Annotated in this window: 21 protein-coding genes and 1 pseudogene; 14 read left to right on the top strand and 8 right to left on the bottom strand. The window is 60.8% G+C overall.

Going from position 1 to position 24,277, the window contains the following annotated elements:
• Window positions 1-76 precede the first annotated feature (76 nt).
• On the top strand, window positions 77-958 hold the full coding sequence (locus tag GG26_RS02390; RefSeq protein ID WP_414388717.1) for a diguanylate cyclase domain-containing protein: 882 nt from the start codon (window positions 77-79) through the stop codon (window positions 956-958).
• Between the two features lie 3 nt (window positions 959-961).
• Here GG26_RS02390 and gcvH read toward each other — a convergent pair whose 3' ends face one another.
• Both gcvH and GG26_RS02400 read right to left on the bottom strand, forming a co-directional pair.
• Window positions 962-1,351, bottom strand: a complete 390-nt coding sequence (gene gcvH, locus GG26_RS02395) for a glycine cleavage system protein GcvH (protein WP_099812456.1) — start codon at window positions 1,349-1,351, stop codon at window positions 962-964.
• 78 nt (window positions 1,352-1,429) lie between these two features.
• A complete protein-coding gene (locus GG26_RS02400) occupies window positions 1,430-2,335 on the bottom strand; it encodes an alpha/beta fold hydrolase (protein WP_099812457.1) in 906 nt (301 codons plus the stop codon).
• Between the two features lie 119 nt (window positions 2,336-2,454).
• Here GG26_RS02400 and GG26_RS02405 point away from each other — a divergent pair, with 119 nt between their 5' ends.
• A complete protein-coding gene (locus GG26_RS02405; RefSeq protein ID WP_011429387.1) occupies window positions 2,455-3,387 on the top strand; it encodes an NAD(P)H-dependent glycerol-3-phosphate dehydrogenase in 933 nt (310 codons plus the stop codon).
• Between the two features lie 311 nt (window positions 3,388-3,698).
• A complete protein-coding gene (locus tag GG26_RS02410; protein WP_414388720.1) occupies window positions 3,699-4,064 on the top strand; it encodes a response regulator in 366 nt (121 codons plus the stop codon).
• A gap of 81 nt (window positions 4,065-4,145) precedes the next feature.
• Here the strand turns inward: GG26_RS02410 and GG26_RS02415 are convergent, their stop codons facing one another.
• Window positions 4,146-5,198 (bottom strand): VOC family protein, encoded by a 1,053-nt coding sequence (locus tag GG26_RS02415; RefSeq protein ID WP_011429385.1) that lies wholly within the window; start codon window positions 5,196-5,198, stop codon window positions 4,146-4,148.
• 397 nt (window positions 5,199-5,595) lie between these two features.
• Between GG26_RS02415 and pflB the strand changes: the two genes are divergently transcribed.
• The 10 genes from pflB (at window position 5,596) to cysW (ending at window position 19,380) form a co-directional block, all read left to right on the top strand.
• A complete protein-coding gene (gene pflB / locus GG26_RS02420) occupies window positions 5,596-7,902 on the top strand; it encodes a formate C-acetyltransferase (RefSeq protein WP_414388723.1) in 2,307 nt (768 codons plus the stop codon).
• 68 nt (window positions 7,903-7,970) lie between these two features.
• Window positions 7,971-8,348 carry a pentapeptide repeat-containing protein gene (locus GG26_RS02425; protein WP_414388725.1) on the top strand — a complete coding sequence of 126 codons (378 nt, stop codon included), beginning with the start codon at window positions 7,971-7,973 and terminating at the stop codon, window positions 8,346-8,348.
• A gap of 154 nt (window positions 8,349-8,502) precedes the next feature.
• A complete protein-coding gene (pflA, locus tag GG26_RS02430) occupies window positions 8,503-9,255 on the top strand; it encodes a pyruvate formate-lyase-activating protein (RefSeq protein ID WP_414388727.1) in 753 nt (250 codons plus the stop codon).
• 181 nt (window positions 9,256-9,436) lie between these two features.
• On the top strand, window positions 9,437-9,847 hold the full coding sequence (locus GG26_RS02435) for an OsmC family protein (protein WP_011429381.1): 411 nt from the start codon (window positions 9,437-9,439) through the stop codon (window positions 9,845-9,847).
• Window positions 9,848-9,937: 90 nt separating this feature from the next.
• Window positions 9,938-12,568, top strand: coding sequence for a bifunctional acetaldehyde-CoA/alcohol dehydrogenase (adhE, locus tag GG26_RS02440; RefSeq protein WP_414388729.1), 2,631 nt, complete (start codon window positions 9,938-9,940; stop codon window positions 12,566-12,568).
• Window positions 12,569-12,593: 25 nt separating this feature from the next.
• Window positions 12,594-15,395, top strand: a complete 2,802-nt coding sequence (locus tag GG26_RS02445) for a GNAT family N-acetyltransferase (RefSeq protein WP_414388731.1) — start codon at window positions 12,594-12,596, stop codon at window positions 15,393-15,395.
• Between the two features lie 83 nt (window positions 15,396-15,478).
• Complete coding sequence (locus tag GG26_RS02450) at window positions 15,479-16,513, top strand: sulfate ABC transporter substrate-binding protein (RefSeq protein WP_414388733.1); 1,035 nt, start codon at window positions 15,479-15,481, stop codon at window positions 16,511-16,513.
• Window positions 16,514-16,652: 139 nt separating this feature from the next.
• Entirely contained in the window at window positions 16,653-17,732 is a 1,080-nt protein-coding gene (locus GG26_RS02455; RefSeq protein ID WP_414388735.1) for a sulfate/molybdate ABC transporter ATP-binding protein, read from the top strand.
• 6 nt (window positions 17,733-17,738) lie between these two features.
• Window positions 17,739-18,551 (top strand): sulfate ABC transporter permease subunit CysT, encoded by an 813-nt coding sequence (cysT, locus tag GG26_RS02460; protein WP_099812464.1) that lies wholly within the window; start codon window positions 17,739-17,741, stop codon window positions 18,549-18,551.
• Entirely contained in the window at window positions 18,541-19,380 is an 840-nt protein-coding gene (gene cysW, locus GG26_RS02465; protein ID WP_099812465.1) for a sulfate ABC transporter permease subunit CysW, read from the top strand. Before cysT ends, cysW begins: the two co-directional genes overlap by 11 nt.
• A 113-nt stretch (window positions 19,381-19,493) precedes the next feature.
• Here the strand turns inward: cysW and msrA are convergent, their stop codons facing one another.
• From msrA to sfsA, 3 genes are all read right to left on the bottom strand, one after another.
• Complete coding sequence (gene msrA / locus GG26_RS02470; RefSeq protein ID WP_099812466.1) at window positions 19,494-20,162, bottom strand: peptide-methionine (S)-S-oxide reductase MsrA; 669 nt, start codon at window positions 20,160-20,162, stop codon at window positions 19,494-19,496.
• 98 nt (window positions 20,163-20,260) lie between these two features.
• Window positions 20,261-21,046 (bottom strand): exodeoxyribonuclease III, encoded by a 786-nt coding sequence (gene xth, locus GG26_RS02475; RefSeq protein WP_099812467.1) that lies wholly within the window; start codon window positions 21,044-21,046, stop codon window positions 20,261-20,263.
• A 24-nt stretch (window positions 21,047-21,070) separates the two neighbouring features.
• On the bottom strand, window positions 21,071-21,790 hold the full coding sequence (gene sfsA / locus GG26_RS02480) for a DNA/RNA nuclease SfsA (RefSeq protein ID WP_011429372.1): 720 nt from the start codon (window positions 21,788-21,790) through the stop codon (window positions 21,071-21,073).
• A gap of 174 nt (window positions 21,791-21,964) precedes the next feature.
• Here sfsA and GG26_RS02485 point away from each other — a divergent pair, with 174 nt between their 5' ends.
• The gene (locus GG26_RS02485; protein WP_011429371.1) at window positions 21,965-22,561 is read left to right on the top strand and encodes an NYN domain-containing protein; all 597 of its coding nucleotides are present in this window, start codon (window positions 21,965-21,967) and stop codon (window positions 22,559-22,561) included.
• A 34-nt stretch (window positions 22,562-22,595) separates the two neighbouring features.
• On the opposite strand, the gene cbiE is transcribed toward GG26_RS02485, so the two are convergent.
• Together cbiE and GG26_RS02495 are read right to left on the bottom strand one after the other, a co-directional pair.
• On the bottom strand, window positions 22,596-23,855 hold the full coding sequence (cbiE, locus tag GG26_RS02490; RefSeq protein ID WP_099812468.1) for a precorrin-6y C5,15-methyltransferase (decarboxylating) subunit CbiE: 1,260 nt from the start codon (window positions 23,853-23,855) through the stop codon (window positions 22,596-22,598).
• Window positions 23,856-24,277, bottom strand: a pseudogene (locus GG26_RS02495) (hypothetical protein); the annotation flags it as partial.

Here is a 24,277-nt window from a genome sequence, read left to right on the forward strand (position 1 = left end):
ATACGGAGAGAGGCCGTCTTAAGCCTTCCATAACCTCTGCCTAGGTGGGATCCCTGTAACTTTGGATACTTACCCTTTGTCTCTCGAAGAGCCGACCACCTGCATCTCCCTGGAGTGCTATGGGCTGGGAGTGGAGAGAGAGCCTGTGGGCGCCTTTTTGACCGTGCTCTGGGGGGCCAATATGGGCATGACCTTTCCCTTGGGGGAAACAGCGGTAGTGGGGCGCAGCTCCCAGGCTGACATTCAGCTCTGGGATCACGCCGTTTCTCGGCAGCACTGTCGGCTGGAGAGAGAAGGGGGAACCTACATCCTCACCGACCTAGGCAGCCTCAACGGTACCTATGTCAACTGGCAGAGGGTAACTCGCCTTCCCTTGGCCGATAGGGATCGCATCCAGCTGGGGAATAGCCTGCTGCAGTTTGCCTACTATGACCGGCTGGAGGAGGCTTTCTTTTTCCAGGTCGCTGCCGCCGCTCTCTACGACCCGCTCACGGGGCTGCACAACCGTCGGTTTTTCCTAGAGCACCTGCAGAGGGAGACGGCCTTTGCCCGCCGCCATAGCTTTCCCCTCCACTTGCTTTACCTGGACTTGGACAACTTCAAGCTCATCAACGACCGCTGGGGGCATTTGGCCGGGGATCAAGCCCTGATCCAGGTGGCCCGCCAACTGCAGGACCAGGTTCGCCAAGAGGATCTGCTGGCCCGCGTGGGGGGCGACGAATTTGCTCTCCTGGTGCGCGGGATCCCAGACTCTCAGATCCTGCAGTTGGCCGGGCGCCTGCAGCAGGCCGTCCAATCCCTTCCCCTACAGGGGGGAATTCCCCTCACCTGTAGCATCGGTGTCGCCTCTTTGCTCCGGCTTCCAGCAGAGACTTCTGCACAAAGCTTCCTAGCGGCAGCCGACCAAGCCCTCTACCAGGCCAAAAGGCAGGGGGGCAGCCGGGAAGTGTTGCTGTAGGTCTTAGGATCCTTCTACCAAGCTGGCGTAGGCCTCGGCGCTCATCGTGTCGTCGAGATCTTCCGGGTTGGTCATGCGCACCTTGATCAGCCAGCCATCGCCATAGGGATCGTCGGCAATGCTCTCTGGGCTGTCCACCACTGCTTTGTTCACTGCCACCACTTCCCCCGAAACAGGGGCATAGAGATCCTCGACCGCCTTAACAGATTCCACCGAGCCAAAGCTTTCGCCCTTTTCAATCTCTGTTCCTTCCTCGGGCAGGCCGACAAAGACAATATCCCCGAGCTGATCGACGGCATAAGCCGTGATCCCAATCACCGCAATGTCATCCTCAACGCGGATGTACTCGTGGGTGTCCACATAGCGCAGATGGGGCGGATACTCCAGGGCCATGCCGTTTCCCCTGCTAGAATTCAGTGGATTATTCTAGGGTGAACCCCTGGGGCTGGTAAAGCTCTCCCAACTTGACACCTAGAGGAACTCCATCAGCAGCCGATTCACGGTTTGCGGCGCCTCCTGCTGCGCCCAGTGGCCGCACTCGGGGATGTATTCTTTGCGAATGCCGTTGGGGAAAAAGGGATCCATTCCCTCGGTCAGCTCGCGGCTGAGGGCAAAGTCTTCCTCTCCCCAAATGAGCAGGGTGGGGGCGAGGATCTGCCGCAGGGGCTGTAAAAACAGGTTCTGCAGAGTGGGCAGGCTAAACAGGTGGCGGTAGTAGTTAAGGGCAGAGGTGAGCACCTTGGGTTTGGCGAGAGCCTCTTGGTAGATCTTCAGGTCGTGTCGGGTGAAGGCACTCTTGCGCACCGAGGTCTCTCGGAAGATGCGCTGCACCCAATCGCCCAAGTTCCACTGGAGCACCCACTCCGGCAGCCAGGGCAACTGGAAGAAAAACAAGTACCAACTGCGGCGCATCTGGTCCAAATTGGTCAGGAACTCCCGGCGAAAGCAAGCTGGGTGAGGAGAGTTGAGCACGGCCAGCTTGCGGATCTCGTCGGGGAAAAATTGCGCCCAGTGCCAGGCAATGGCTCCTCCCCAGTCGTGGGCCACCACTACCGCCCTCTTGGCCCCAAAGTGATCCAGGAGGCCGCGGACATCCGCCGTGAGGGTATCTAGGTCGTAGCCGTGATCCGGCTTGTCGGAATCGTTGTAGCCGCGTAGATCGGGGGCCACCACGCAAAACCGCTGCGCCAACACCGGGATCTGGTGCCGCCAGGAATACCAAAACTCTGGGAAACCATGCAGCAAGATGGCCAGCTCCCCTTCCCCCTGGGTGACGTAGTGCAGTTGAATACCATTGGTGAGGGCATAGCCGTGCCGCCAGCTCCCCATCTTGGCGGCTACCTCAGCAGGAAGGCGTCGGATCCCTGCTTCTGTCATCTCGTCTGCTCTTTGGCCGAACCCATGATTTGGTATCCAACCATACTAACCTTTGTCGCTCTCTTGCTAACGGGGAGTTTAAGGCATCCTGGGAGAGAAGCTGCGGCTGCAAAGGTCAGATGAAAACTAACACAACATCCCCCCAGAAGATCGCCATTCTAGGGGCGGGAGCCTGGGGAAGTACGCTGGCTCTGCTGGCCCAGGCCCAGGGGCACCGAGTGCAGGTTTGGGACCGGCGCAAAGATCTGGATCTCAAAGAGGTGCTCCAGGGATCCCAAATCCTCATCTCGGCAGTCTCGATGGCAGGGGTGCGCCCCGTGGCCGAGGTTGTGCGCCAGGTGGGGATCCCACCGCAGGTTATTTTGGTCTCAGCCACTAAGGGACTGGATCCGCTCCAACTTTTGACTCCTGCCCAAATCTGGGGGGCTGCCTTCCCCAACCAGCCGTTGGTGGTGCTCTCCGGGCCTAACCTTTCCGCCGAGATCCGCCAGGGTTTGCCGGCAGCAGCAGTGGTAGCCAGCCGGGATCTCTGGGCAGCCGTGCAGGTGCAGCATGCCCTGGCTTCAGAGCGCTTTCGCCTCTACACCAGCAGCGATCCGCTGGGGGTGGAGCTGGGAGGCATCCTGAAAAATGTTATCGCCATCGCCGTGGGGGTGTGTGATGCGCTGCACCTGGGCACCAATGCTCGGGCTGCCCTGGTTACCCGCGGCTTGGCAGAGATGATCCGGGTGGGATCCCGCTTAGGGGCGCGGCCTGAGACCTTCAACGGCCTCTCAGGCCTGGGGGATCTGCTGGCCACCTGTCACAGTCCTCTGAGCCGCAACTACCAGGTGGGCTACGGGTTGGGCCAAGGTAGGCCTTTGTCCCAGGTTCTGGCTGAAATCGAGGGCACTGCCGAAGGAGTTTACACCGCTCCTGTCGTGGTCAAGATCGCCGCCCAACACAACATCCGGGTGCCTATCACCCAGGAGGTGCATCGGTTGTTGCAAGGACAGACCACCCCCACTGCTGCCCTGGCCAGGCTGATGGAGCGACAACTCACCTCGGAATAAGACCCTCACCCCCCTGCCCCTCTCCCTCTGGGAGAGGGGAGTTAGGGATAAACGTTGCATTGCTATTTGAAATGACCATAGCCGCAAATCCGCGGATGAGGAAAGGGGTTCTGCACCGTATCAGGATTTTTGCAGAGGGTTAGGGTACCAGAATGAGCCATTTGGCGGAGCTTTTTTCCCCAGAGTTTTTCTATGCTGTCTCTGTAGCTTCCCTGTTCGTTCCCGCATCAACTCGGCTCTCGGTTGTTCCAGGAAGCCGACGGCCAGCCCAAGGGATTGGGGGTTTCTTGTTTGCTTTTTTACGAAGCCACATGTCCAAACGCATCTTGGTGATTGAAGACGAACCCGCCATCCGCACCTATTTGCAGAAAGTGTTGCAACGAGCTGGGTACGACACTGTCGCGGCCAGCGATGGGGAGGAAGGATTACAGATGGTGCACGCTCTCCTGCCGGATTTGGTGTTGTGCGATGTGGTCATGCCCAAGCTGAACGGCTATGGAGTGTTAGATGCCGTGAGATGGGATCGGTCCACTGCCCACATCCCCTTTGTCTTTCTCTCCTCGAAAACCAGCCGAGAAGACATGGAAGAAGGGCTGCGGCTTGGCTCTAATGCCTACTTAACCAAGCCCATCAACCAAAATCACCTGTTGAGAGCAATCGCCGCCCAACTGCTCTGAACTCTTAGCTATAGCCATTTACTATTGGGATAAAACTTCCAGGGAACCGAGAAAAGTTTTCCGGATCCCTGCCGGCTGTAGCTAAGGGGTCAGCGCCTGGTGTCGCTGTCGCTGTTGCCGTTCCAGGGCCTCGAACAAAGCCTGAAAATTGGCCTCGCCAAAGCCCGTGGCCCCGCCTAGCCGTTGAATGACTTCAAAGAAAAAGGTGGGCCGACCAAAGAGGGGCTGGGTAAAGGTCTGCAGCAGAAGGGGGCGATCCTGGCCATCAGAAGCGGGCAGGGTAGCATCCAGAAGGATCTGCTGCTCCACCAGGTCTTGCCAGGAGATGGCCTGCCCAAGGGCAGAACGGAGCGCCAACCCCAGCTCCCTTTCCAGGCTGGTGTAGTACTGCGGCGCCACTTGCAAAAAGTCCACTCCCCCCTGCCGCAACCGGCGCAGGCTGGCAACAATGTCTGAGCTGTGCAGCGCCGCGTGCTGAATGCCCGGGCCGCCATGGGCATGCAAAAACTCCTGAATCTGGGAAGCGGCACAGGTGGGCTCGTTGATGGCCCATTGGATCCCCGCTTCCGGATCCCCCACCACCACGCTTTCCAGGCCGGAGGTGGCGGTGCCGATGCTGTAGCGGTACAGCCGCCGCCAGCCCAGCACCCGCCCATACCAGTCGGCTGCCGCCTGCAGGGATCCCTGCTCCACGTTCAACACCACGTGATCCCAGTGGGAAAACAGGCCCGCTTCGGCAGGGGCGGCATCCAAGGGGCCAGGGATCAGAGAATGCCGGATCCCGTAGGGGGTGTGGAGGCAGAGCGCCGCTGCTGCCGGGATCCACGCCAGTTGGGCGCCTCGGCCCCGCAACAGCTCCGCCAAGGCCGGTAGCTCCTGCTCTCCCACCGCCAAGGCCACATCCACCACCCCCGGCCCATGCCGCTGCAAATGGCGGTCCACCTCGTCCCCCGCCCGTGCCGGCTGAGACAGGCGCAAGCGCAGGGATCCCTGCTCCAGCTCCAGGGTGTTGCCGGCGTCGCTTGCCACCCGGAAGCCCCAAACCCGACAAAAGTGTTCCCGCCAACGGGGCAGATCCCAAAGGTAGAAGTGCAGGTGGTGGATCCCTTGGACAATTCGAATGGACGGGTTCATAGAAAACTTCATAGAAAACGCACTGCTAACGCGAACACCAGGTCTTCTGGTGGGGCAACCGGGGCTGCCCTACCTCAGCATAGGTCGGCCCTTCGGCGAGGGAAAAGGTCAAAACTCTTTCCAGCAAACTCTTAAGACAACATTAAAAAACACGGTTAAAAATGCGCCCACAAAAACATCTTCCCAGGGCAAGAGACTAAAATTGAAGTGGGCGAGGTGTAGGGCCAACATCTAAAAAAAGAAACAGCAGAGTTGCTAAAAGCTCTCCCTCAAGTGAGTGGCTAGACCTTCCCTTTTGCAAAGATTGTTGTAGCTTTTGGCAGCTGCTGAGGCGTCGCCTCGCCCTGTCGCCAGCCTATTGGCGGAGTTGTTAGGCGTAATAGCCGGGAGGATTGTTATGATAGCAAGCGCGCAGCGTTCTGTAGCTTTATCTACAGAATCGAAGGCCCAAAAAACCACAGAACGCAAAGTATCCGATCAAACGATTGGGAGAGATTTTCTGCCGGGACGGTGGCAACGCTGCATTGATGTCCGAGATTTTATTCAGCGCAATTACACTCCCTACACCGGCGACGAAAGCTTCTTGGCGCCGGCCAGCGAACGCACGCAGCGGCTGTGGGCCAAGGTTAAGGATTTGATGGCGCTGGAGCGGGAGCGGGGGGTTTTGGATGCCGACACGGACCTTCCTTCCAGCATCACCAGCCACCCGCCGGGCTATATCGACCGGGAGCTGGAGCAAATTGTAGGCCTACAGACCGACAAGCCCCTGAAGCGGGCCATTATGCCGTTCGGCGGCATCCGCATGGTGGAGACGGCCCTCAAGGCCTACGGCTACGAGCTGGATCCAAAGGTTAAGGAAATCTTTACCAAGTACCGCAAGACCCACAACGACGGGGTTTTCGACGCCTACACGGAGGAGATGCGCCGCTGCCGCCGCTCTGGCATCATCACGGGCTTGCCGGACGCCTATGGGCGGGGCCGCATCATCGGCGACTACCGGCGGGTGGCCCTCTATGGGGTGGATCGGCTGATTGAGGACAAGGAGGCGCAAAAAGCCAGCCTCGACCTGGACACGATGGATGAAGAAACCATCCGCCTGCGGGAGGAGCTCTCGGAGCAGATCAAAGCCCTACACGAGCTCAAGGAAATGGGGGCCAGCTACGGCTTTGACCTGGGCCGTCCGGCCAGCAACGCCCGCGAGGCCATCCAGTGGCTGTACCTGGCCTACCTGGCAGCCGTCAAAGAGCAAAATGGCGCTGCCATGTCCCTGGGGCGGGTCTCCACGTTCCTAGACATCTACATCGAGCGGGATCTGCAGGCCGGGATCCTCACCGAGGAAGAGGCCCAGGAGCTCATCGACCACTTTGTCATGAAGCTGCGCATGGTCAGGTTTTTGCGCACGCCGGAGTACAACGAGCTCTTTAGCGGGGATCCCACCTGGGTAACCGAGTGCATCGGCGGCATGGGGCTGGATGGGCGGCCTCTGGTTACCAAGACCAGCTTCCGCATGCTGCATACCCTCTACAACCTTGGCCCAGCGCCCGAGCCCAACTTGACCGTGCTCTGGTCGGAGCGGCTGCCGGAAGCCTTCAAGCGCTACTGCGCCAAGGTCTCCATCGAAACCAGCTCCATCCAGTACGAAAACGACGACCTGATGCGCCCCTACTGGGGGGATGACTACGGCATCGCCTGCTGTGTGTCGGCCATGCGCATCGGCAAGCAGATGCAGTTTTTTGGGGCGCGGGTCAACCTGGCCAAGTGCCTCCTCTACGCCATCAATGGCGGCCGGGACGAGATCTCCGGCGAGCAGGTGGCTCCTGCTTTCGCCCCCATCACCGCCGATGTCCTGGACTACGACGAGGTGTGGCCGCGCATGGCGCAGATGATGGCCTGGCTGGCCAAGACCTACGTCAACACCATGAACATCATCCACTACATGCACGACAAGTACTGCTACGAGCGCCTGGAGATGGCCCTGCACGACCGGGATGTGGTGCGCACCATGGCCTTTGGCCTGGCCGGCCTGTCGGTAACAGCCGACTCCCTATCCGCCATCAAGTACGCGCGGGTGCGGGCCATCCGGGATGAGCGGGGCTTGGTGGTGGACTACGCGGTGGAGGGCGACTTCCCCAAATACGGCAACAACGACGACCGGGTTGACCAGATTGCGGTGCAACTGGTGCAGACCTTCATGGCCGAGCTGCGCAAGCACAAAACCTACCGCAACGCCATCCCCACCCAGTCCATTCTCACCATCACCTCCAACGTGGTCTACGGCAAGAAAACCGGCAACACCCCTGACGGGCGGCGCGCAGGTGAACCCTTTGCCCCTGGGGCCAACCCCATGCATGGCCGCGACACCAAGGGGGCGGTGGCCTCGCTGGCTTCCGTGGCTAAGCTGCCCTACGACGACGCTCTGGATGGCATCTCCAACACCTTCTCCATCGTGCCGGCGGCCCTAGGTCGCACAGCCGAGGAGCGGGTTGCTAACCTGGTGGGGCTGCTGGACGGCTACATGCGGGATGGCGGCTTTCACCTCAACGTGAACGTTCTCAACCGCGAGACCTTGCTGCACGCCATGGAGCACCCAGAGCTCTATCCACAGCTCACCATCCGGGTTTCCGGCTACGCGGTGAACTTCATCAAGCTCACCCGCGAGCAACAACTGGATGTGATTAACCGCACCTTCCATCAACACTTCTAAACGACGGCCAGGGGATCCCTGAAGGCTGCCCATACCCAGGGAAAGGGATCCCCCAGCAAGGAGGTTCGATGAGCTATAGCGCTTTGGACTTGGTTAGAGACTACGCGGCAGGACAGCGAGATTTCCAAGGGATCGAGCTGCTCCAGGCCGACCTACAAGGGATCCACCTAGCCGGTGCCGACCTGCGCTCTGCCGACTTCAGCGGGGCCAACCTGGCAGGCGCCAACCTGCGGGGGTGTGATCTCAGCTTTGCCAATTTCAGCGACGCCAACCTATCTGGAGCCGATCTGCGAGGATGCCTGCTTTTCGGCACTGATTTCCGCGGTGCCCTCTTGGAGGGGGCTTTGCTGGATCACGCCGATTTCGATGCCTATACCCATTTCCCAGCGGGCTTTGATCCGAAGGCGCATCGCCTACACAACATCTCGTCAGGTGTCTCCCAGTAGGCCCTTTGGGGTCTTTCCATCGGTTTTCAACTTAAGAAAACCCAGCCCAGGTAAACCCAAAGTCAAAGCCAGGGGGTGGGCAACGTAGCCAGCAATTTGGAAGAAAACCTCAAGATTAATTGATATTTTGCAAAAGCCATTGAGAATAGAAGTTATGGGTACCTCCCTCAACCCCTCGAGGCCGGTGACCGGCCGCATTCACTCGGTTGAAACCTGTGGCACGGTAGATGGGCCAGGGATCCGCTTTGTCATCTTCCTGCAGGGCTGTCCTCTGCGCTGTCTGTACTGCCACAATCCGGACTGTCGGGATCCCAATGCCGGCCAGGTGGTGACGGTGGATTCCCTCATGGCGGAGATCCAGCGCTGCCGCAACTACTACCTCAAGGGCGGGGGAGTCACGGCCAGCGGGGGGGAACCGTTGATGCAGCCCAACTTTGTGGCGGAGATTTTCCGCCGCTGCCATGAGCTGGACTTGCACACGGCTCTAGATACTTCCGGCTATGCGCCCTTGGGCGTGGCCAAGCCGGTGTTGGCCCATACAGACTTGGTGCTACTGGATATCAAGTCCTATCTGCCGGAGCTCTATCGCAAAGTTACCGGCGTTTCGCTGCAGCCCACTCTCGATCTGGCTCGCTATTTGGATCAGATTCACAAGCCCACCTGGATTCGTTTTGTGCTGGTTCCCGGGCTAACAGATCCCGAGGAAAACATCAAGGGCTTGGCCGAGTTTGTGGCCACGCTCTCCAACGTGGAGCGGGTGGAAGTTTTGCCCTTTCACAAGATGGGGGAATACAAATGGCAGCAGTTGGGATTGCCCTATACCCTCAGCGATGTTCAGCCGCCCACCCCGGAACAGATCAACCACGCTTTGCAGATCTTTCGCGAGCGGGGATTGGTGGCAGTTTAGTTTATCGCTGGAGCGACAGCAACAAAACTAGAGCCAATTCTGACTTGAGCCAGCCTGATCCCAAAGTCATCTCTAAAGTCCTTAGGCTGTCTCCAAGGTAATGCTAAGTTGAACTTAGTTGAACCCAATAGTCTAGCAGCTTGCCAACTCTGGTAGCTCCAAAAATGAGGAGGGATCCCCGGTGGAAGTGCGCGTAACCTACCAAAATGGCGTTCAATTTCAAGCCCAAAGCCGCGGCCATCGCATCCTCAGCGATCAGCCTTTGGACAACCACGGCCAAGATCAGGGAATGACGCCGCCGGAGTGGTTTTTGGCCTCTTTGGGTGCTTGTGTGGGGTTCTATGCCGTCAAGTATTTGGAAGCGCGGCAGTTGGATCCCAAAGGGCTGGAAGTGGTTGTTACCGCAGATAAAGTCGAGCACCCTGCCCGCCTAGACAACATTTGCATTCGGGTGAAAAGTGGGATCCCGCTCGACGAAAAACACCAAAAAGGGTTGGAAAAGGCAGTCGATGCGTGCATCATCCACAACACCCTTACCCATCCCCCAAAAATGACCACTGAGATCCAGGTTCCCGCGCCTGTTGGCGCTTAGCCGGTCAGCAGGCCCATGGAGTCTTGCAGCAATTTCTAACGGTTGCCTCAACTTTTAACCTGTATGGATGTAATTTTGGAGGATCCACCTATGCCTGTCACCAACCTCGAGGAACTGGAAGCTCTGATCCAACAGGTAAAAGCTGCCCAGGCTGAGTATGCCACCTTCACCCAGGAACAGGTGGATCGGATCTTTCACAAAGCTGCCCTGGCCGCCAACAACGAACGGATCCCGCTGGCCAAGCTGGCCGTGGAAGAGACCGGCATGGGGATTGTGGAAGACAAGGTGATCAAAAATCACTTTGCCTCTGAATACATTTACAACAAATACAAACACGAGAAAACCTGTGGCGTCATCGAGCGGGACGAGAGTTTTGGCTACGAGCGCATTGCCGAGCCGGTGGGGCTTTTGGCGGGCATTGTGCCAGTCACCAACCCCACTTCGACAACCATTTTCAAAGCTCTCATCACCCTGAAAACCCGCAACGCCATCATCTTTTCCCCTCACCCCCGCGCCAAACGATGCACCATTGCCGCGGCCAAGGTGGTCAAGGAGGCGGCTGAGGCAGCCGGTGCGCCTGTGGGGTTGATCGGCTGGATCGACGAGCCCACCATCGAGCTGTCTCAGGCTTTGATGCAACATCCGGAGGTGAAGTTGATCCTGGCCACCGGCGGCCCCGCCCTAGTCAAGGCGGCCTATTCCTCCGGCCACCCCTCGCTGGGTGTGGGGGCGGGCAACACGCCGGCGGTGATCGACGCCAGCGCCGACATTCCCACAGCCGTCAGCTCGATCTTGCTCAGCAAAACTTTTGACAACGGCATGATCTGCGCCTCGGAACAGGCGGTGATCGTGGTGGAGGCCGTTTATGAGCAGGTGAAGGCGGAGTTTTGCCATCGAGGGGCCTACTTTTTGGATCCGGAACAGACGCAAGCGGTGCGCCGCATTCTCCTCAAGGATGGCCGTCTCAATCCAGCTATTGTTGGCCAATCGGTGCAGACCATCGCTGCTCTGGCCGGGATCCAGGTACCCGAAGGCAGCAAGCTGCTGATTGGGGAAGTGGAGAAGGTGGGGCCCGAAGAGCCGTTTTCCTACGAAAAATTGGCTCCTGTTTTGGCCCTCTACCGCGCCAAGGATTTCCACAGCGCTGTCGATATGGCCGTCCAAGTGGTCAATTTCGGGGGGCGGGGCCACACCTCTGTTTTGTATACCGATCCCGCCAATCGGGACGATATTGCCTACTTTGAAAATGCCCTACAAACAGCGCGGGTGCTGATCAACACCCCCTCTTCCCAGGGAGCAATTGGGGATCTCTATAACTTCAGGCTGGATCCCTCGCTCACCCTAGGCTGTGGCACTTGGGGGGGCAATTCGGTCTCGGACAATGTGGGGCCGCGCCACCTGCTCAACGTCAAAACGGTGGCCTACCGGCGGGAAAATATGCTCTGGTTCCGGGTGCCGCCCAAGATCTACTTTAAGCGGGGATGTCTGCCGGTGGCCTTGAGGGAGTTGGCCGGCAAAAAGCGGGCTTTTTTGGTTACCGACAAGCCCCTTTTCGAGCTGGGTGTGCTGCAGCCGGTTACCCGGGTTCTCGAGGAGCTCCAGATAAAGTGGGATGTCTACCACGACGTGGAGCCGGATCCCACCCTCAGCGCCGTTAACCGCGGCCTGGAGCAGCTGCGCCAGTTTCAGCCGGATGTGATCATCGCCGTGGGGGGCGGATCCCCCATGGACGCGGCCAAGGTGATGTGGCTGATGTACGAGCAGCCGCAGGTGGAGTTTGAAGGCCTGGCCACGCGCTTTATGGACATCCGCAAGCGGGTCTACGAGCTGCCGCCGCTGGGGCAAAAGGCCCAACTGGTCTGCATCCCCACCACTTCCGGGACGGGATCCGAGGTGACACCCTTTGCGGTGGTGACCGACGACCGGGTGGGGATCAAGTACCCCCTGGCGGACTACGCCCTCACCCCCAGCATGGCCATCGTGGATCCGGATCTCACTTTGAAGATGCCCAAGAAGCTAACCGCCTACGGCGGCCTCGATGCCCTTACCCATGCTCTGGAAGCCTATGTCTCGGTGATGGCCAGCGAGTTTACCGACGGGCTGGCGCTGCAGGCGATTAAGCTGCTGATGACCTACCTGCCGCGGGCCTACGAGAGGGGGGCCGAAGATCCAGAAGCGCGGGAAAAGGTCCACTACGCTGCCACCATTGCCGGCATGGCCTTTGCCAACGCCTTTTTGGGGGTGTGCCACTCCCTGGCGCACAAGCTGGGATCCACCTTCCACCTGCCCCACGGCCTGGCCAACGCTTTGATGATTACCCACGTCATCCGCTACAACGCCACCGACGCTCCCTTCAAGCAGGCCATCTTTCCCCAATACCGCTACCCCAACGCCAAGCACCGCTATGCCGAGATTGCCGATTACCTGCAGTTGGGCGGGGCCAATGACGATGAAAAGGTCATGCGCCTCATTGAGGCCATCGAAGAGCTCAAGCGGAAGCTGGGGATCCCGGCTACCATCCGCGAGGCCCTCAGCGAGAGCGAGCAGGCGTTCTACGACCGTCTGGAGGCGATGGCGGAGCAGGCTTTCGATGATCAATGCACCGGCGCCAACCCCCGCTACCCCCTTATCCAGGATATGAAGGAGCTGTACATCTTGGCCTACCGGGGCTGCCGGGTGGAGGCTGCCCTCTACCACCAGCCGGAGCCGGTGTTGGCCTAGTCACCAGACATTGAGGAGTAAGCCCATGCGGCGCCGCCCTGACCCCAGCCTCGACATCTGGAAGGCCAGATCCCACCCCTTAGATCCCATTTTTCTGCCCCGCTCGGTGGCGGTGGTGGGGGCAACAGAGCGGGAGGGCAGTGTGGGGCGCACGGTCTTGTGGAACCTGATCAGCCACCCGTTTGGGGGCACGGTCTACCCGGTCAACCCCAAGCGGCACCAGGTGTTGGGCATCCGGGCCTACGAGCGGCTTTCCGCCTTGCCCGAGCCGGTGGATCTGGCCATCATCGCCATCCCGGCAGCCGGGGTGCCGGCGGTTATCCAAGAATGCGTCGAGGCCGGAGTCAAGGGGGCCATTGTCCTCTCGGCAGGCTTTAAGGAAATCGGCCCGGAGGGGTTGGCCCTGGAAAAGACCATCCAACAGGCCGCCCGCGGCAAGTTGCGCCTGATTGGCCCCAACTGCCTGGGGATCCAAAACCCCCACACGGGCCTAAATGCCACCTTTGCGGCCCAGATGGCCCGGCCCGGCAACGTGGGCTTTATCAGCCAAAGCGGGGCCCTCTGCACCTCGATCCTAGACTGGAGCCTGCAGGAAAATGTCGGCTTTAGCGCCTTTATCTCCCTGGGATCGATGCTGGATGTGGGCTGGGGGGATCTCATCGACTACCTGGGCCAGGATCCCCATACCCACAGCATCGTCCTCTACATGGAATCCGTCGGGGATGCGCGGTCGTTTTTGTCGGCGGCCCGCGAGGTGGCCCTGAGCAAGCCCATCATTGTCATCAAGGCAGGGCGCACCCAGGCAGCAGCCCAGGCAGCAGCCTCCCACACGGGATCCCTCACCGGCAGCGACGCGGTTTTGGATGCGGCCTTTCGCCGTTGTGGTGTGCTGCGGGTGGATCGCATTGAAGATCTCTTCGACATGGCGGAGGTGCTGGCCAAACAGCCTCGTCCCCAAGGGCCCCACCTCAGCATCCTCACCAATGCCGGCGGGCCGGGGGTGCTGGCCACCGACGCCCTCATCCGCGCCGGCGGATCCCTGGCCCAGCTTTCTCCCCAAACCCTGGAGCAGCTCAACCAGATCCTGCCGCCCCACTGGAGCCACGGCAACCCCATCGATATCCTGGGCGATGCCGGCCCGGAGCGCTTTGCCCAGGCGCTGGAAGTGGTGCTGCGGGATCCCGCTAGCCAGGGCTGTTTGGTGATCCTCACCCCCCAAGCCATGACGGATCCCACGGCCACGGCTGAGAAAGTGGTGGAGACCTGGCGGCGCAGCGGATCCCGCCAACCCATCCTGGCCAGTTGGATGGGGGGAGCCCTGGTGGATGCCGGCGAGCAGATCCTCAACCAGGCCGGGATCCCCACCTACCGCTACCCAGACCAGGCGGCACGGGTGTTCGGCTACTTGTGGCGCTTTAGCGACAACCTCAAGGCCCTCTACGAAACTCCCACTTTGCCCCCTGCAAGAGCGGTCGAGCGGGATAGGGTGCACCAAATCCTCAGCCAAGCCCGGCAGCAAGGTCGCACGCTCCTGACCGAGGTCGAGTCCAAGGAGATCCTAGCCGCCTACGGGATCCCGGTGGTGCCCACGCGGGTGGCAGCAAGTTCGGAAGCGGCGGTGGAAGCTGCTGAGGCCATAGGCTACCCGGTGGTGCTGAAGCTTTACTCCCACACCCTCACCCACAAAAGCGACGTAGGCGGCGTGCAGCTCAACCTGCCCGATGCCGAAGCCGTGCGGCGGGCCTACCAGCAGATCCAGACTAATGTTGCCGAAAAAGCCGGATCCCAGCACTTTCAAGGGGTGACGGTGCAGCCCATGGTTCCCACCAACGGCTACGAGCTGATCCTGGGCAGCAGCGAGGATCCCCAATTTGGGCCGGTGTTGCTCTTTGGCAGCGGCGGCCAACTGGTGGAGGTGTTTCAAGATCGCTCCATCGGCCTCCCCCCCCTCAACACCACCTTGGCGCGGCGCTTGATGGAAAACACCCTCATCTACAAGGCCCTCAGGGGGGTGCGGGGACGCCCAGCCGTGGATCTGGAGGCCCTGGAACAGCTCTTGGTGCGCCTCAGCCAACTGGTGGCCGAGCAGCGGGAGATCAAAGAGATCGACATCAACCCGCTGTTGGTCTCTGGCGAGAAACTGCTGGCTTTGGATGCCCGCGTCATTTTGCGCGCGGAGCAAGAACCACCCGTGCCGTTGGCCATCCGCCCCTACCCCAGCCAGTACATCTGGAGCTTCCGCGACGGCATCACCATTCGCCCCATTCGCCCTGAAGACGAGCCTTTGGTGATCGATTTTCACCGCCACGTCTCCGATTACAGCGTCTATCTGCGCTACTTCCACCCGATCAAATACAGCGCCCGCGTCGCCCACGAGCGCCTTACCCGCATTTGCTTTAACGATTACGACCGCGAGATTGCCTTAGTAGCAGAAAAACAGGAGCCAGAGGCCAATCGCGTCAGCGGGACGAAGTCCTTAATCCTCGGCATCAGCCGCCTCTCCAGAAAACATGGCTTTCCCCAAGAAGCAGAGTTTGCCATGCTGGTGGCGGATCCCTACCAAAGACAGGGGATCGGCACGGAGCTCTTGACCCGCCTCATTCAGGTGGCCCGCTGCGAAGGGATCCAGCGCCTGGCCGGCGAGGTGCTCAGCGAAAACGAGGGCATGCGCCGCCTGTGTAGGCGCTTGGGGTTCCAGTTGCTCCCCTCCCCAGAGGATCCCGGCCTCCTCAGGGCCACGTTGGATCTTGCTGCCGATGCAGCGCTCCCCACGCCCTGCCTAGCTAGCCCTGGCTCTAAAAACGGTTTACCGACCGGCTTACCGTAGAACCGTAGAATAGATCCCTGACGCCCAACCTTCCCGCGCCTTTGGGGAGAGGGGTTGGGGGTGAGAAGCTTTTGGGGATGGCTGTGAACAGATTACCCATCGCGGTGGGCTGGTCGGCGAGAGTGGGGCGGTGGCTGGGGCTGGGATCCCTGGTTCTAGGACTTCTGCTGGGGCTGGGTGGCTGCGGCGGCGGGGCGGGATCCCAGGGGGAAGTGAGGATTCTGCTAGCTTCTTTTGCAGTGACCCGCGATGCCTACCGCCAGATCATCCCTGCCTTTGAGGCCCATTGGCTGGCCCAGACCGGACAACGGGTGCGGGTGGAAAGCAGCTACGCCGGCTCGGCAACGCAGGCGCGGGCGGTCATCGAGGGGCTGGATGCCGATGTGGTGGCCCTGGCCCTAGGCCTGGATGTGGAGCGCATTGTGGCTGCCGGCCTGATTCGGCCAGGCTGGGAAAGCCGCACCCCCAACCAGGGGATCGTCACCCGCTCGGTGGCGGCCATCGTCACGCGACAGGGCAACCCCCGTGGTATCCGCTCTTGGCTGGATCTGGCTCGGCCCGGCCTGCAGGTGATTACCGCCAACCCCAAAACTTCAGGGGGCGCCCGCTGGAACTTTTTGGCCCTCTGGAGCGCTGTCCCTGAGCCGCAGGCCCTAGCCTTCACTACTCAGGTCTACAAAAACGTCCGCGTCCTGCCGCGGGACTCGCGGGAGGCTACGGATGTCTTTTTCCAAAAAGGGCAGGGGGATGCCCTACTCATCTACGAACATGAGGTGATCCTGGCGGGCTTGCGCGGCCAGCCCTTGCCCTACGTGGTGCCGGATCCCAACATCTCCATCGATCAGGCGGTGGCGGTGGTGGACGCCAACGTGGACCGCAAGGGCACCCGCGCCGTGGCCGAAGCCTTTGTAGACTACCTCTTTACTCCCGAGGCGCAGCGGGCCTTTGCCAAGGTGGGTTTTCGGCCAGTGGAGCCCACGGTGGCGCAAGAGTTTGCCTGGCGTTACCCTCCTGTTGAGAAACTGGTAACCGTTGCCGACCTAGGCGGCTGGGAGACAATCCAAAACCGCTTCTTTGCCGATGGAGCTTTGTTTGACCGCATCCAAGCCCAGTTGTAGACCGATCCCTTGTCTTCCTCTCCCCGTTCGGGGTATCCTGGGGGCTGTATCAACGGTTTGTTGACAGGTTTACCGTAGATTAGAGGCTCCCTCCTTCGTCAGAAACGCCGTCCGGCCAACCCTTAGCTAGGCAGAACCTATGGGCATCACCATCGCAGGGGTATCGAAGCGTTTTGGGCAGTTTCAGGCCCTCCACCCTACGGATCTCACCATTCCCACGGGATCCCTGGTCGCCCTGTTGGGGCCGTCGGGTTCGGGCAAATCCACCCTCTTGCGCCTCATTGCTGGTCTAGAAAAGCCGGACACGGGGCGGATTTTCCTCACCGGTCGGGATGCCACCCACGCCAGCGTCCAGGAGCGCAATGTTGGCTTTGTCTTCCAGCACTACGCCCTGTTCAAGCACATGACGGTGCGGCAGAACATTGCCTTTGGCCTGGAGATCCGCAGGCTGCCAAGAGCTGAAATTCGGGCACGGGTGGACGAGCTGCTGGAGCTGGTGCAACTGTCGGGGTTCGGGGATCGCTATCCCTCGCAGCTTTCGGGGGGGCAGCGGCAGCGGGTGGCCCTGGCCCGCGCCTTGGCGGTGGAGCCGCAGGTATTGCTTTTGGACGAGCCTTTTGGGGCGCTGGATGCCAGGGTGCGCAAGGAGCTGCGCCAGTGGCTGCGGCGCCTGCACGACAAGGTGCACGTCACCACCGTCTTGGTTACCCACGACCAAGAGGAGGCCATGGAGGTGGCCGACCAGATCGTGGTCATGAACCAGGGGCGGATCGAGCAGGTGGGATCCCCTGCCGAGATCTACGATCACCCGGCCACCCCCTTTGTCATGAGCTTTATCGGCCCGGTTAACGAGCTCTCTCCCCGCTCCCTGTTATCTTGCCAGCTTCCCGAGGCGCAGGCCGGCCCGCACCAGCTTTTCTTGCGCCCCCACGATGTGCAGATCGAGGTCAACCCCAATAGCAGCGGCGTCCCCGCGTGGGTAAAAGCGATCATCCACCTGGGGCGGGAGATCCAGGCGGAGCTGGTCTTGAGCGATGGCGGATCCCTCTGGGCCCACCTGAGCCGGGATCAATACGCCAGCCAGCCGCTGCAGGTGGGGCAGCAGGTCTATGTCCGTCCCAAGGTGGTCAAGGCCTTTCCCCTCAAAAAAAACGACAAGAAAACTGCCATGACCCCGCTGGCGACGGCGGGACGAAGTCCGATGTCGCTGGGAGCTTGAGGAAAGTTGCAGCAAGCTGGGTTTCAACTGTCTTGGCCGTGGCGGCTGAGCTTGGGCTATCTCTTCCTGATGTTGGCCCTGCCGCTGGCCGCCTTGATCGCCAAGTCCAGCAGCGTGGGCTGGGCGGAGTTTTGGCGGATCGCGACGGATCCGGTGGCCCTCTCCGCCTATGAAGTTACTTTTGTAACTGCGCTGCTGGCGGCCTTAGTGAATGGTGTAATGGGCACCCTGACGGCTTGGGTGTTGGTGCGCTACACCTTTCCCGGCAAAAAGCTCCTCGAGGGGTTGATCGATCTGCCCTTTGCCCTGCCCACGGCTGTTGCCGGCCTCACCCTGGCGACGGTTTACAGCAGCAACGGCTGGATTGGATCCCTGTTGGCCCCCTTGGGGATCCGCATTGCCTTCACTCGCTTGGGGGTGGGGGTGGCGATGCTGTTTATCTCTTTTCCCTTTGTGGTGCGGACGGTGCAGCCAGTGCTGCAGGAGCTGGAACAAGAGGTGGAAGAAGCGGCCTGGAGTTTGGGCGCCTCCCGCTGGCAGACCTTCTGGCGGGTGGTGCTGCCCCAGATTTTGCCCGCTGTTTTAACCGGGGTGGCCCTGGGGTTTTCCCGCGCTGTGGGCGAATATGGCTCCATCGTTATCATCGCCTCCAGCATCCCCTTCCGGGATCTCATCGCGGCAGTGCTGGTGATCCAGCGGCTGGAACAGTACGACTATGCCGGGGCAACGGTAATCGGGACAGTGATGCTGGGGATCTCTTTCTTGTCGCTGGTGGTGATTAACCTTCTGCAAGCTTGGGGAAGTCGCCATGAAACCTGACGGGATATCGGGGGTCCAACCGGAGCCATCGACAAACCCTTGGCTGTCGGGCCTGTTGATCGGCATTGTCGGGCTCTACATTGCCCTGCTGCTTGGGATCCCGGTGGTGAACATCTTCTACCAAGCGTTTCGAGAAGGGATCCCAGCTTTTCTGCAGCACCTGACCGAGCGGGAGCTGCTCAGTGCCCTCCGATTGACGGTGCTGACTGCCTTGGTTGTCGTGCCTCTCAATACCCTTTTCGGCCTCTGTGCCGCCTTGGCCCTGGCTCGCCGCCGTTTTCCGGGGCGGGCCTTGCTGCTCAGCCTCATCGATCTGCCCTTTTCCATTTCGCCAGTGGTGGCCGGCCTGATGCTGGTGCTGATCTTTGGCCGTCAGGGTTGGCTGGGATCCTGGAATCTGCGGGTCATTTTTGCCTTTCCGGGCATTGTGCTGGCCACCGCTTTCATCACTTTGCCCTTTGTGGTGCGGGAGGTGCTGCCGGTGTTGGAAGAGGCCGGCACCGAAGAGGAAGAGGCCGCCAAAACGCTGGGGGCCAATTCCTGGCAGATCTTCTTGCGCATCACCCTGCCCAACATCCGCTGGGGCCTTCTCTACGGCGTCATCCTGACCAATGCCCGCGCCATGGGGGAGTTCGGGGCGGTGGCCGTGGTCTCCGGCAACATCATCGGCCGTACCCAGACCCTTCCCTTGTTTGTGGAAGATGCCTACCGCAGCTATGCCACGGGCTCGGCCTATGCGGCAGCGGTGGTGCTCTCCTTGCTGGCAGTGGTGACCCTGGTGGCCAAGGAGCTGCTAGAGCGGGGATCCCCTTCCCGCCGCATCTTCTAGGCCTTCTTTGGGATCCTTATCGCTAGGCAACCTCATCACGAACGCGCCGCTCTAACTTCCCTCTCCCTCAGGGAGAGGGGCCGGGGGTGAGGGTGGGACGGCCAGGGTGTGGCTCAAACAGACTCGGCAGCCAGCTCTGGCAAGGGAACTTTGGTGCCGCCCAAGCCGCAGTAGCCGCGCGGATTCTTGGCCAGGTATTGCTGGTGGTAGTCTTCGGCGTAGTAGAACTCTGGGGCGTCCAGGATCTCAGTGGTGATCTGGCCGTAGCCGTGGGCGCTCAGGGCTTGCTGGTAGAGATCGCGGGTTTTTTCTGCCAGCTCCTGCTGGGCCTGGGAATAGACGTAGATGCCGGAGCGATACTGGGTGCCCACATCATTGCCCTGCCGCATCCCTTGGGTGGGATCGTGGTTTTCCCAAAACACCTTCAAAAGCTGCAGGTAGCTGATTTGAGCCGGATCGTAAACCACCCGCACCACCTCGTTGTGGCCGGTCAAGCCGGTGCAAACCTCCTCATAGGTTGGGTTGGGAGTATACCCGCCGGCGTAGCCCACCGCAGTAGTGAACACTCCCGGCAACTGCCAAAACTTGCGCTCGGCTCCCCAGAAGCAGCCCATGCCGAACAGGGCCAGCTCCATGCCCTCCGGAAAGGGGGGCTTTAGCGGCGTGCCCTTGACGTAGTGCCGGTTGACGATCGCCATTGGCTCGGAGCGGCCCGGCAAAGCCTCCTCCGGGGTGGGCAGGGTCAGTTTCTTGCCCAATTTGCCAAAACCAAAGAGCGCCATCGCGATAGCCCGATACATTCGTTAACACTTATCAGCCTAACGCAGGTGGCCGCTGTTGTCTTGAAATTAAGGATTGGCAAGCGAGCAGCCTGGGGATTTCAGATTGCCAGCTCCACAACCACAGGGGCATGGTCGCTGGGCTTTTGTGCCCGCCGCGGTTCGACGTCGATCCAGCAGGCAGTAGCTTTGTCCTGGAGCAGAGGGGAAAGGTAGAAGTGATCGATGCGCCAGCCGCGGTTCTTCTGGAACCCACCCCCGCGGTAGTCCCACCAGCTAAAATGTCCGGGATCCGGGGTGAATTTGCGAAAGGCATCCTCAAACCCCAAAGCCAGGATCTCCCGCAGGGCCTGCCGCTCCGGCTCCGAGGCCATGATTTCCCCGGCTTTGCGGGGATCGTAAATATCCCGGTCTTCGGGGGCGATGTTGAAGTCGCCGCAGAGGAGGATGGGCTGCCCCTGGCCCAGGGCGATGTTGAGGTAATCCTTCAGGCGGGCCAACCAGTGCAATTTGTAAGCGTACTTGTCGGATCCCACCGCCTCGCCATTGGGCACGTAGAGGTTGAGAATGCGGATGCCGCGGTAGAGGCCGCCGATCAGCCGCTTTTGCTCGTCCAGCTCCGCCGCTGCCGGCAGCAGGGCCCCAAAGCCACGCTCTACTTTTTCCGGCACCTCCCGGCTGATCAGGGCAACGCCGTTGTAGGCTTTCTGCCCGTACACTTCTACGTAAAAGCCTCGCTCCTCAAAGGGCGCGCGGGGAAAGTCCGCATCCACCACCTTGGTCTCCTGCAAGCAGAGCACATCCAGGGATCCCTGCTTGTCCAGCCAAGCCAAAACCTGGGGCAGCCGGGTGCGAATGGAGTTGACGTTCCAGGTGGCCACTTGCATGGCAGCAGGTTTCCAAGACGACGCTCAGGCCACTATTTTGGCCAAACCCAGCGGACGGATCCCCTGTGGCGAGACCGCGATCCGGTAGGGCAGCACCTCAACCCCAGCCTGCAGCGCCTGGCGAAACAGATGGGCATAGCGGGGATCCCGTTCTTCGCCGGGGGCAAACTCGGTGCAATCGGCGCGGTTGATCCAATACAGCAGCAGAGCCCGCTGCCCTTGCCGGCGGATCTCGATGAGATCTTCCAGGTGCTTTTGGCCGCGAGTCGTCACCGTATCGGGAAACAGGGCGCGGGATCCCACGGCCCAAGTGGTATTTTTAACCTCTAGGTAGGCCAAGCCAGAGTCTCCCATCAGCAGGAAGTCGATTTTGCTCCTGCCGCAAGTCACTTCCCGTTGCCAGCGGGAGAACTCCGCCAATTGGGGAAACCACCCTCGTGCCAGCCCCCATTCCACCAGGCGATTGGGCAGGCCGGTGTTGATCCCCACCCACACCCCTTCCACCTGGATCATCTCCCAGGTGTAGGCCAATTTGCGCTTGGGATCGGGGTGATAGGAGAGGTACACAGGCGCTCCCACCTGGCAAACCCCCGTCATCGGCCCGGTGTTGGGGCAGTGAGCGGTTACCGGTTGCCCATTTTCCAGCTCCACCTCGGCAAAGAAGCGCCGGTAGCGGCTGCGCAACACCCCCCTGCGCAAGGGGGTGGAAAAACAGTAAGGGGGCGGCCCCTCTTGGGCGGGCATCTGCAAGCGTCCTCCGGTGAGTATTTTTCTTTAGGATTTTGGAAGTCTTCCGGGTGGAGGGAGCTTCCTGCGCTAGGGTAAATGACGTATCTCTCCAGCCAGGGCCTTTTTTGCCGACGCCTTGTTCCTATAGCTTTTCTATCCCTTTGCCAAAACTTGGAGAAGAAAGCCCGAATGTTGCGTCTTGATCCTGAGCCCGGCTTTCAGCCCCCGGATCCCTTCCAGGACGACCGTGGGCGCGTGGCCATCTTTATCGACGGATCCAACCTCTTCTATGCCGCCCTACAGATGGGCATTGAGATCGACTACACCCGCCTGCTGAAGACGCTGACCGGCCGTTCTCCCCTCCTGCGCTCCTTTTTCTACACCGGCGTCGATCGCAACAACGAAAAGCAGCAGGGGTTTTTGCTCTGGATGCGCCGCAACGGCTACCGTGTGGTTACCAAAGAGCTGACCCAACTGCCCGATGGCTCCAAGCGGGCCAATCTAGATGTGGAAATCGCTGTGGACATGTTGTCGCTGGTGCGCTGGTACGAGACGGCGGTGCTGGTGAGCGGCGATGGGGATCTGGCCTATGCAGTCAATGCCGTCAGCTACCAAGGGGCGCGGGTGGAGGTAGTTAGCCTGCGCTCGATGACCAGCGACCAGCTAATTAACTTGGCGGATCGCTACATCGACCTGGAGTCCATCAAGGATCAAATTAAGAAGACCAACCGCCCCTCCTACCTGTACCGACCGAGCTTCACCACCGATGAGGAGGACGAGGGGTAAATTGCCCCCAGCTAGGGGCAGGGCGACGAGGCCGTTACTGCAACCTCAAATTTGAAGGGATCCCTTGCAGCAGGTAAACGGGGTTGAGCGGGGAAAAGCGGGTGCCCTCGGCCAAGGCCGTGGAACGGGAGATCTGGATGTGTTCCACCCGCACCTGCCAGCCCCGCGAGCGCAGCCATTGCAGAGCTTCGCTGCAGGTTTCCAGGGTGGCGAAGTTAGCCACCAAGATCCCCTCAGGCCGCAGGCGGGCCGCCACCGCCGGCAGCAGATCGCGGATCCCTTTGCCGCCTCCCCCCAGCAACACCCGCTCCGGATCCGGCAGGTCGGCCAGCACCCGGGGCGCTGTCCCCGGGATCACGTGCAGGTTTTCCAGATCGAAGCGTTGGCGGTTGCGCCGGATAAGACAAATGCCTGTGGCGTTGCGCTCGATGGCATAGACCTGGAGCTGGGGGGAGAGGCGGGCGATCTCCACGGCTACGGAACCGGTGCCGGCCCCGATATCCCACACCACTCCCTGCCGCGGCAGTTGCAGCGCCCCCAGCGTGAGCAGTCGGATGGGCTGCTTGGTGATCAGGCCGGGCTGGTCGGGAAAGGTGTGGAACTGGTCGTCCGGGATCCCCACCAAAGGCCAGCGGCGGGGATCCGGTTCCGGCTCAACGCGCCGCAACACCACCAAGTTGGGGCTGGGGAAGGCAGATTTCTCCCCTTCTTGCAGGGGCAGGATCTGCTCGTGGGGGGATCCCAGTTGGCTGCACACCCAGCCCTGGTAGCGCACCGGCAGCCGCAGGTCGGCGATAAACTGGGCCACCGCCGCCGGGGTGTGCTCCGGATCGGTCAGGGCCACAATAAGAGGGGATCCCTGCCTAAGGGCGTCTTGCAACCGCTCCACCCCCCGCCCGTGCAGGCTGAGGATGGTGGCCTCCTGCCAGGGGATCTGCAGGCGGTTGAGGGCCAACTGCACTGAGCTGACTTGGGGATAAAAGGCCAGTTGCTCCGCCGGGAAGTACTGCGTTAACAGGCGCCCAATCCCAAAAAACAGCGGATCCCCGCTGGCCAACAAAACCAGGGATCCCTGCGCCAGCTCCTTTTGCAAAAGCGGGATCCAACTTTCCACTGGTCCAGTAAGCCGGATCTGGCGGGCCGGATGGTCAGCAAAGTGCTGCAGCAAGCTGGAGGGCCCGGCCAAGGTTTGCGCTTGGGAGAGGGGGGGAATCGCCCAAGAGGCCACCGAGCCATCTGCTGCTACCCCTATAACCGCAAGCTGAGGTGATCGGCCAGATGTTGTCGTAGCCATCTAGCGTTCGACAGGCGGGTGGTACTGGCGCATGTGGTTGAGAAAATCCAGGCGCAACTCCGCCACTTCCCGCTGCATCTCCCGCATTTCCCGAATAAAGCCCAGATGAGCCTCGATCAGGCGGCCATCCCGCTCCCGGAATTGCTCCATCATCAGGGCTTGCGCCTCCCTCAGCTCGGCAAAGCCGGCCTGCATATCGCGGCGGGATTCCTGGATGGCCCTCTCCAGCTCATCTCCCCGCTCTTCGTTCTGGCGAATCCGCTCCTGGTTGTGCTGAATCAGCGTCCGGATCTCCTGGATTTCGGTCTGGAGCTGGGCTTCGATGGCCTGCCGCTCGGCTCGCATTGCGGCCATCTGGACCTCAAAGCGCTCGGCAGCCCGCTGCTGCTCAGTTCGGATCTCGGCGATCTCGGCGGAGAAAC

It is taken from the genome of Synechococcus sp. 'PEA 65AY6A-5F PE A', from assembly GCF_047462575.1.
Lineage (GTDB): Bacteria > Cyanobacteriota > Cyanobacteriia > Thermostichales > Thermostichaceae > Thermostichus.

Bases quoted from the DNA above. Each gene is read 5' to 3' on its own strand.
- gcvH (WP_099812456.1), bottom strand. From the start codon at position 1,351: ATGGCCCTGGAGTATCCGCCCCATCTGCGCTATGTGGACACCCACGAG.
- GG26_RS02400 (WP_099812457.1), bottom strand. From the start codon at position 2,335: ATGACAGAAGCAGGGATCCGACGCCTTCCTGCTGAGGTAGCCGCCAAG.
- GG26_RS02405 (WP_011429387.1), top strand. From the start codon at position 2,455: ATGAAAACTAACACAACATCCCCCCAGAAGATCGCCATTCTAGGGGCG.
- GG26_RS02410 (WP_414388720.1), top strand. From the start codon at position 3,699: ATGTCCAAACGCATCTTGGTGATTGAAGACGAACCCGCCATCCGCACC.
- GG26_RS02415 (WP_011429385.1), bottom strand. From the start codon at position 5,198: ATGAACCCGTCCATTCGAATTGTCCAAGGGATCCACCACCTGCACTTC.
- pflB (WP_414388723.1), top strand. From the start codon at position 5,596: ATGATAGCAAGCGCGCAGCGTTCTGTAGCTTTATCTACAGAATCGAAG.
- GG26_RS02425 (WP_414388725.1), top strand. From the start codon at position 7,971: ATGAGCTATAGCGCTTTGGACTTGGTTAGAGACTACGCGGCAGGACAG.
- pflA (WP_414388727.1), top strand. From the start codon at position 8,503: ATGGGTACCTCCCTCAACCCCTCGAGGCCGGTGACCGGCCGCATTCAC.
- adhE (WP_414388729.1), top strand. From the start codon at position 9,938: ATGCCTGTCACCAACCTCGAGGAACTGGAAGCTCTGATCCAACAGGTA.
- GG26_RS02445 (WP_414388731.1), top strand. From the start codon at position 12,594: ATGCGGCGCCGCCCTGACCCCAGCCTCGACATCTGGAAGGCCAGATCC.
- GG26_RS02455 (WP_414388735.1), top strand. From the start codon at position 16,653: ATGGGCATCACCATCGCAGGGGTATCGAAGCGTTTTGGGCAGTTTCAG.
- cysW (WP_099812465.1), top strand. From the start codon at position 18,541: ATGAAACCTGACGGGATATCGGGGGTCCAACCGGAGCCATCGACAAAC.
- msrA (WP_099812466.1), bottom strand. From the start codon at position 20,162: ATGGCGCTCTTTGGTTTTGGCAAATTGGGCAAGAAACTGACCCTGCCC.
- xth (WP_099812467.1), bottom strand. From the start codon at position 21,046: ATGCAAGTGGCCACCTGGAACGTCAACTCCATTCGCACCCGGCTGCCC.
- sfsA (WP_011429372.1), bottom strand. From the start codon at position 21,790: ATGCCCGCCCAAGAGGGGCCGCCCCCTTACTGTTTTTCCACCCCCTTG.
- GG26_RS02485 (WP_011429371.1), top strand. From the start codon at position 21,965: ATGTTGCGTCTTGATCCTGAGCCCGGCTTTCAGCCCCCGGATCCCTTC.
- cbiE (WP_099812468.1), bottom strand. From the start codon at position 23,855: ATGGCTACGACAACATCTGGCCGATCACCTCAGCTTGCGGTTATAGGG.